Below are 5,185 nucleotides of genomic sequence, written 5' to 3'. Positions count from 1 at the left end.
CGTTCTGGCAGACGCTCCGACCACGGCAGCAAGTGGTCCATCTCCGTCCGGTCGTCAGTCCGGACGTTGGGCAGCCGTTCGAACAGGTGCTCCAGGTATGCGATCAATACCAGAGCTCCCAACGCAAAGGGGCAACTGAACGTTTGAGCACGCGTTCAGTTGCCCTCTTGGCTATGTGGGCGGCGCTCCTGCGATCACGCCCCCGCGCCGACCTGCTGTTCGTTCACCTTTTCGATGCGAAGCTTGTCGCCGTCCACGCCGAGCAGGACGCGATCGCCCTTCTTGATCTCGCCCGCGATGAGCGCCGACGAGAGGAGATCCTCGACGTTGCGGACAATGGCCCGCTGCAGCGGCCGCGCGCCGTACTGCGGATCGAATCCGACCTTCGCGAGGAACTTCTTCGCCTCATCCGTCAGCTCGAACTCGATCTCCTGCTCCTTCAGGCGGCGCTTCAAGTTGTCCACCATCTTGTCCACGATCCGCTCGATGTGCGTTTCATCCAGCGGGTGGAACACGATGATCTCGTCAATGCGGTTGAGGAACTCGGGCCGGAAGGTGCGCTTCAGTTCGTCCATGACCTTGTCCTTCATGCCCAGGTACTTATCCTCTTCCCGCTTGAAGCCGAGCGCACCGCCCTTGCGCAGCTCTTCGGCGCCCACGTTCGACGTCATGATGATCACCGTGTTCCGGAAATCGACTGTGCGGCCTTTGCCGTCCGTGAGCCGGCCGTCGTCCAACACCTGCAGCAGGATGTTGAACACTTCCGGATGGGCCTTTTCGATCTCGTCCAGGAGCACCACCGAATACGGCTTGCGGCGCACTTTCTCGGTCAGCTGACCGCCTTCCTCATACCCGACATATCCCGGCGGCGATCCGACCAGCCTCGACGTCGAGTGGCGCTCCATGTACTCCGACATGTCGATGCGGATGAGCGCATCCTCGTCGCCAAACAGCGCTTCCGCGAGCGCGCGCGCCAACTCCGTCTTCCCGACGCCCGTCGGCCCGAGGAAGATGAACGAGCCAATCGGCCGCTTCGGATCTTTGAGCCCAGCCCTCGCGCGGCGAATGGCCTTCGCCACCGCCTCGACGGCTTCGTCCTGGCCGATGACGCGCTCGTGGAGGATCTTCTCGAGGTTCAGCAACCGCTCCGACTCGTCTTGCTGGAGCTGCTGCACCGGAATTCCCGTCCACGAGGAGACGATGTGGGCAATATCCTCTGCGGTCACGCGCACGTCGTCCAGTTGCTGCGTCTTCTGCCAAGTCTCCTTCAGCCGCTCGAGCTCTTCCTTGATTTTTTGCTCCTCGTCGCGCAGGCTGGCCGCCAGCTCGAACTCCTGGCTCTGCACGGCGGCGTCCTTCTCGCTGCGCACCTTCTCCAACTTCTGCTCGAGCTCCTTGAGATTCGGCGGAGCGGTGTGCGTGCGCAGCCTCACGCGCGAAGCCGCCTCGTCAATCAGGTCGATGGCCTTATCCGGCAAGAACCGGTCCGAGATGTACCGATCCGACAGCTTGACCGCGGCCTCGAGCGCCTCGTCCGTGATCTTCACGCGGTGATGCGCTTCGTACCGATCGCGCAGGCCCTTGAGAATTTCCAGCGCCTCCTCCGGCGACGGCTCGTCGACCATGATCGGCTGGAAGCGCCGCTCGAGCGCCGGATCCTTCTCGATGTGCTTGCGATACTCGTCGAGCGTCGTCGCGCCGATGCACTGAAGCTCGCCGCGCGCGAGCGCCGGCTTCAGGATGTTCGACGCGTCGATCGCGCCCTCCGCGCCGCCGGCCCCGATGAGCGTGTGCAGCTCGTCGATGAACAGGATGACGTTTCCGGCCTGGCGGATTTCATCCATGATCTTCTTCAGCCGATCCTCGAATTCACCGCGATACTTCGTGCCGGCGACCACCGTGCCCATGTCGAGCACCATCACGCGCTTGTTGCGCAGCGTCTCCGGCACATCCCCCGTCACAATGCGCTGCGCCAGCCCCTCGGCGATCGCGGTCTTTCCGACGCCGGGTTCGCCGATGAGCACCGGGTTGTTCTTGGTGCGCCGCGACAACACCTGGATCACGCGCTCAATTTCTTTCTCGCGCCCAATGACGGGATCGAGCTTGCCGTCGCGCGCCATCTGCGTGAGATCGCGCGCCAGGCTGTCGAGCGTCGGCGTGCCGACGGAGGCGTCCTTGTCCCCCGCGATATCCATCGCATCGCCGCCCAAGAGCTGGAGCACCTGCTGACGCGCCTTGTTCAGATTCACGTTCATGTTGGCGAGCACGCGCGCCGCAACGCCCTCGCCCTCGCGGATGAGGCCGAGCAGCAGGTGTTCCGTCCCTACGTACGAATGACCGAGCTTGCGGGCTTCGTCGATGGACAGCTCAATGACCTTCTTCGCCCGCGGCGTGTAGGTCATCGCCGTGACCGGGGTCTGTCCGCGGCCGACCATGCGCTCGATCTCCTGCTGCACCTTGTCCGCCTGGACGCCGAGCATCTGCAGCGCTTTCGCCGCAATGCCCTCGCCTTCCCGGATCAGGCCGAGCAAGATGTGCTCCGTGCCCACACCAGGGTGGTTCAGCCGAGAAGCCTCTTCTTGCGCCAACGCCAACACCTTTTGCGCTCTCTCCGTAAACCGTGCATACATCATCCATGCACCTCCGTATCACTCATTCTCAGCCGATCCCGAATCAACTGCGCTCGCCGCACGTCGCGCTCGTTCGGGCTCAGCTCGCGGTTGTAGTATTTTTGTAGACAAGCCGGCTGCGTCAGCACCATCAATTCCTTCAAGATGCCGGCCGACACGCCTTGGATAATGCCGAGATCAATCCCCAGTCGCACATCCGACAGCCGCTCCAACGTCTCCTTCGAATCCATCTTGCGCGCGTACGCGAGGATGCCAAACGAGCGGCTGACGCGGTCCTCGAGCTGGATCCGGTTGCGCTCCATCAGGAGTTTGCGCGCGTTCCGCTCCTGCTCGATGATCTGCTGGACGACGCTCATCAGATTGGCGATGATCTCCTCCTCGCTCTCGCCCAGCGTGATCTGGTTCGACACCTGGTACAGATTCCCGAACGACTCCGAGCCCTCGCCGTAGATACCCCGAACCGCCAGCCCGACCTGAGACACGGCGCTGAGCAGGCGCTGGATGCCACCCGTGAGCGCGAGGCCCGGGAGATGCATCATGACGGAGGCCCGGATGCCGGTTCCGACATTCGTCGGGCAGGCCGTCAGGTACCCGTACTGATCGTGGTACGCGTACGTCAAGGTCTGCTCAAGAGCGTCGTCCACCTGGCTCGCCAGATTCCAAGCCTCCTGGAGGCGAAGTCCCGGCAGAATGCACTGAATGCGCAGGTGGTCTTCCTCATTGACCATGATACTGACGACCTCGTCGTCGCGCAGGACGATGGCGCCATGCTTCTCTTGCTGCGCGAGATCGGGACTGATGAGATGCTTCTCGACAAACATCTGGCGATCCAGCGGCGACAGATCCCGACAGCGGATGAACTCGAACTTGCCGAGCCGCTTCATGGCGTCGTTCTCCGCGGCCTGACGCACGAGCTCCATGACCTCGCCTGCGTGGGCGTCGGTCGCCAGCGTAGGAAACGGAAATCCCTTCAGATTTCGGGCCAAGCGGATGCGGCTGGTCAACACGATGTCGTCTTCTGGCCCTGTTTCTCTCATCCATTTGCTGATGGTTCGTTTGACAAAGTCTGCGAGGGACATCTGTACACCTCCTCACTGCGCGCCCTGTTCCAGTTTGCGGATTTCGTCGCGCAGTTGCGCCGCGCGTTCGAACTGCTCCTGGGCCACGGCCTGCTGTAGTTCCCGGCGAAGCTGTTCCAGTCTGCGCGCCAGTTGTTGGCGCTCGCCCGCAGATCCCGGGACTTTTCCTGTGTGGCGCAGCCCATTCTGAATGCGCCGCAACAGCGGCTCAAGGCGCGACGAAAAGGCGTCGTAGCAGTCTGGGCAGCCAAACCTGCCGATCTGCGTGAACTGGTTGTACGTCATGCCACAAGTCCCGCATCGCTGCTGGGCCTGGGTCGTGACCGGCGCAAATCCCGAGGACGACTCCATGTTCAGAAGCCCGCTCAAAAGCTTGTTGAAGTCGAACGGGCTCCCCATGAGAAACGGATTGGGGAACACCTCGCCCTGTTCTTTCGCACAGACCTCGCACAGGTGATACGCCGTCTGCACACCGTTGATGATTTTCGTGACGTGGACCGTCGCCGGTCGCTCATGGCACCGCTCGCAAAGCATCGGTCCCACCTCGCTTTCAAGGTTTTCGGTGCGCCGCGAGCGCCTGCAGCGCACTCGCCAGCAGCTTCGCCCGCAGCCGGTCTCGATACGGAAGATCGAGCGCGAGCACTTCCCGCCGCAACATGGCTGAGATCAAGGCAGCCTCTCGATCCGTCAGCCATCCGTCCCTCTCCAGGCGTTCAATCAACGCCTCGCTCGCCGACTGGCTGACCTCGTCCCCGAGCGATCTCAACACGTCCCACAACAAGTGATCCTTGTCGAGTTTCACCCGCCGGATGCGGATGTAACCGCCACCGCCGCGCTTCGACTCCACGACATACCCGTGATCTGTCGTGAAGCGCGTGCTGATGACGTAGTTGATCTGCGAAGGGACGCAGTGAAACTGCTCCGCGAGCTCGTTGCGCTGAATCTCAATGACATCGAGCCCGCTTTCCTCCATGAGTCGTTTCAAATACGCCTCGATGATGTCTGAGATGTTGCTTGCCATGGTGACAACCCCTAACCGCAGCACCGTCCTCTGAGTTTCGTTTGACGTTGTCTTTTTGACTTTGACTTTTCTTGACCTTATTATACACCTGCCCGCGGGAAATGCAAGAGGGGTTTGGCTTTAGTGTGCACAAAAATCCAGCGCATTCTGCGCTCCACCTTCGCCACGAGCGCTTGCGCCCTTCCAGGCAGACATGCGCCGTCTGAACGTGAGCGTCGACAGGGACACGTGTTCAGGCGACCGGCCCGCCAAGTCCCCGAACGGCGTCTCTTGCGAGATTCGCGACGGGATCGCCCCCGTGCAAGCGCCTATGCTTGCCTCGCATGCAAATTTCGCGGGCCGGCCCGCCGAGCGAGGGACCACTCGATGCTTTCGCTATCGGTGTTGCACGACATGGTCATGCGCGCTCGCGCAGGAGACGACGTATGCTTACACGCGCTCTTCGAGATGTTTCG

General features: G+C 62.0%; 4 protein-coding genes. All 4 read right to left on the bottom strand.

Going from position 1 to position 5,185, the window contains the following annotated elements; all coding sequences use genetic code 11:
- Positions 1–194: 194 nt before the first annotated feature.
- Genes AS26_RS13150 through AS26_RS13135 form a run of 4 tightly spaced genes read right to left on the bottom strand, consistent with a single transcriptional unit; the run spans position 195 to position 4,730 of the window.
- Positions 195–2,633, bottom strand: a complete 2,439-nt coding sequence (locus AS26_RS13150; protein ID WP_062310474.1) for an ATP-dependent Clp protease ATP-binding subunit — start codon at positions 2,631–2,633, stop codon at positions 195–197.
- Positions 2,630–3,709: a protein arginine kinase gene (gene mcsB / locus AS26_RS13145; RefSeq protein ID WP_062310471.1), complete on the bottom strand. Its 1,080-nt coding sequence runs from the start codon at positions 3,707–3,709 to the stop codon at positions 2,630–2,632. The genes AS26_RS13150 and mcsB overlap by 4 nt, the downstream gene beginning before the upstream one ends.
- 12 nt (positions 3,710–3,721) lie before the next feature.
- Entirely contained in the window at positions 3,722–4,243 is a 522-nt protein-coding gene (locus AS26_RS13140; RefSeq protein ID WP_062310468.1) for a UvrB/UvrC motif-containing protein, read from the bottom strand.
- A 16-nt stretch (positions 4,244–4,259) separates the two neighbouring features.
- Positions 4,260–4,730, bottom strand: a complete 471-nt coding sequence (locus AS26_RS13135) for a CtsR family transcriptional regulator (RefSeq protein WP_062310465.1) — start codon at positions 4,728–4,730, stop codon at positions 4,260–4,262.
- Positions 4,731–5,185 lie beyond the last annotated feature (455 nt).

Source organism: Alicyclobacillus sendaiensis NBRC 100866 (assembly GCF_001552675.1).
GTDB classification, from domain to species: Bacteria; Bacillota; Bacilli; order Alicyclobacillales; family Alicyclobacillaceae; genus Alicyclobacillus; species Alicyclobacillus sendaiensis.
This window is presented reverse-complemented; position numbering and strand designations above follow the sequence as displayed.

What these genes read in the sequence shown, in the direction of transcription:
- AS26_RS13150 (WP_062310474.1), bottom strand. Translation starts at nt 2,633, where the DNA reads ATGATGTATGCACGGTTTACGGAGAGAGCGCAAAAGGTGTTGGCGTTG.
- mcsB (WP_062310471.1), bottom strand. Translation starts at nt 3,709, where the DNA reads ATGTCCCTCGCAGACTTTGTCAAACGAACCATCAGCAAATGGATGAGA.
- AS26_RS13140 (WP_062310468.1), bottom strand. Translation starts at nt 4,243, where the DNA reads ATGCTTTGCGAGCGGTGCCATGAGCGACCGGCGACGGTCCACGTCACG.
- AS26_RS13135 (WP_062310465.1), bottom strand. Translation starts at nt 4,730, where the DNA reads ATGGCAAGCAACATCTCAGACATCATCGAGGCGTATTTGAAACGACTC.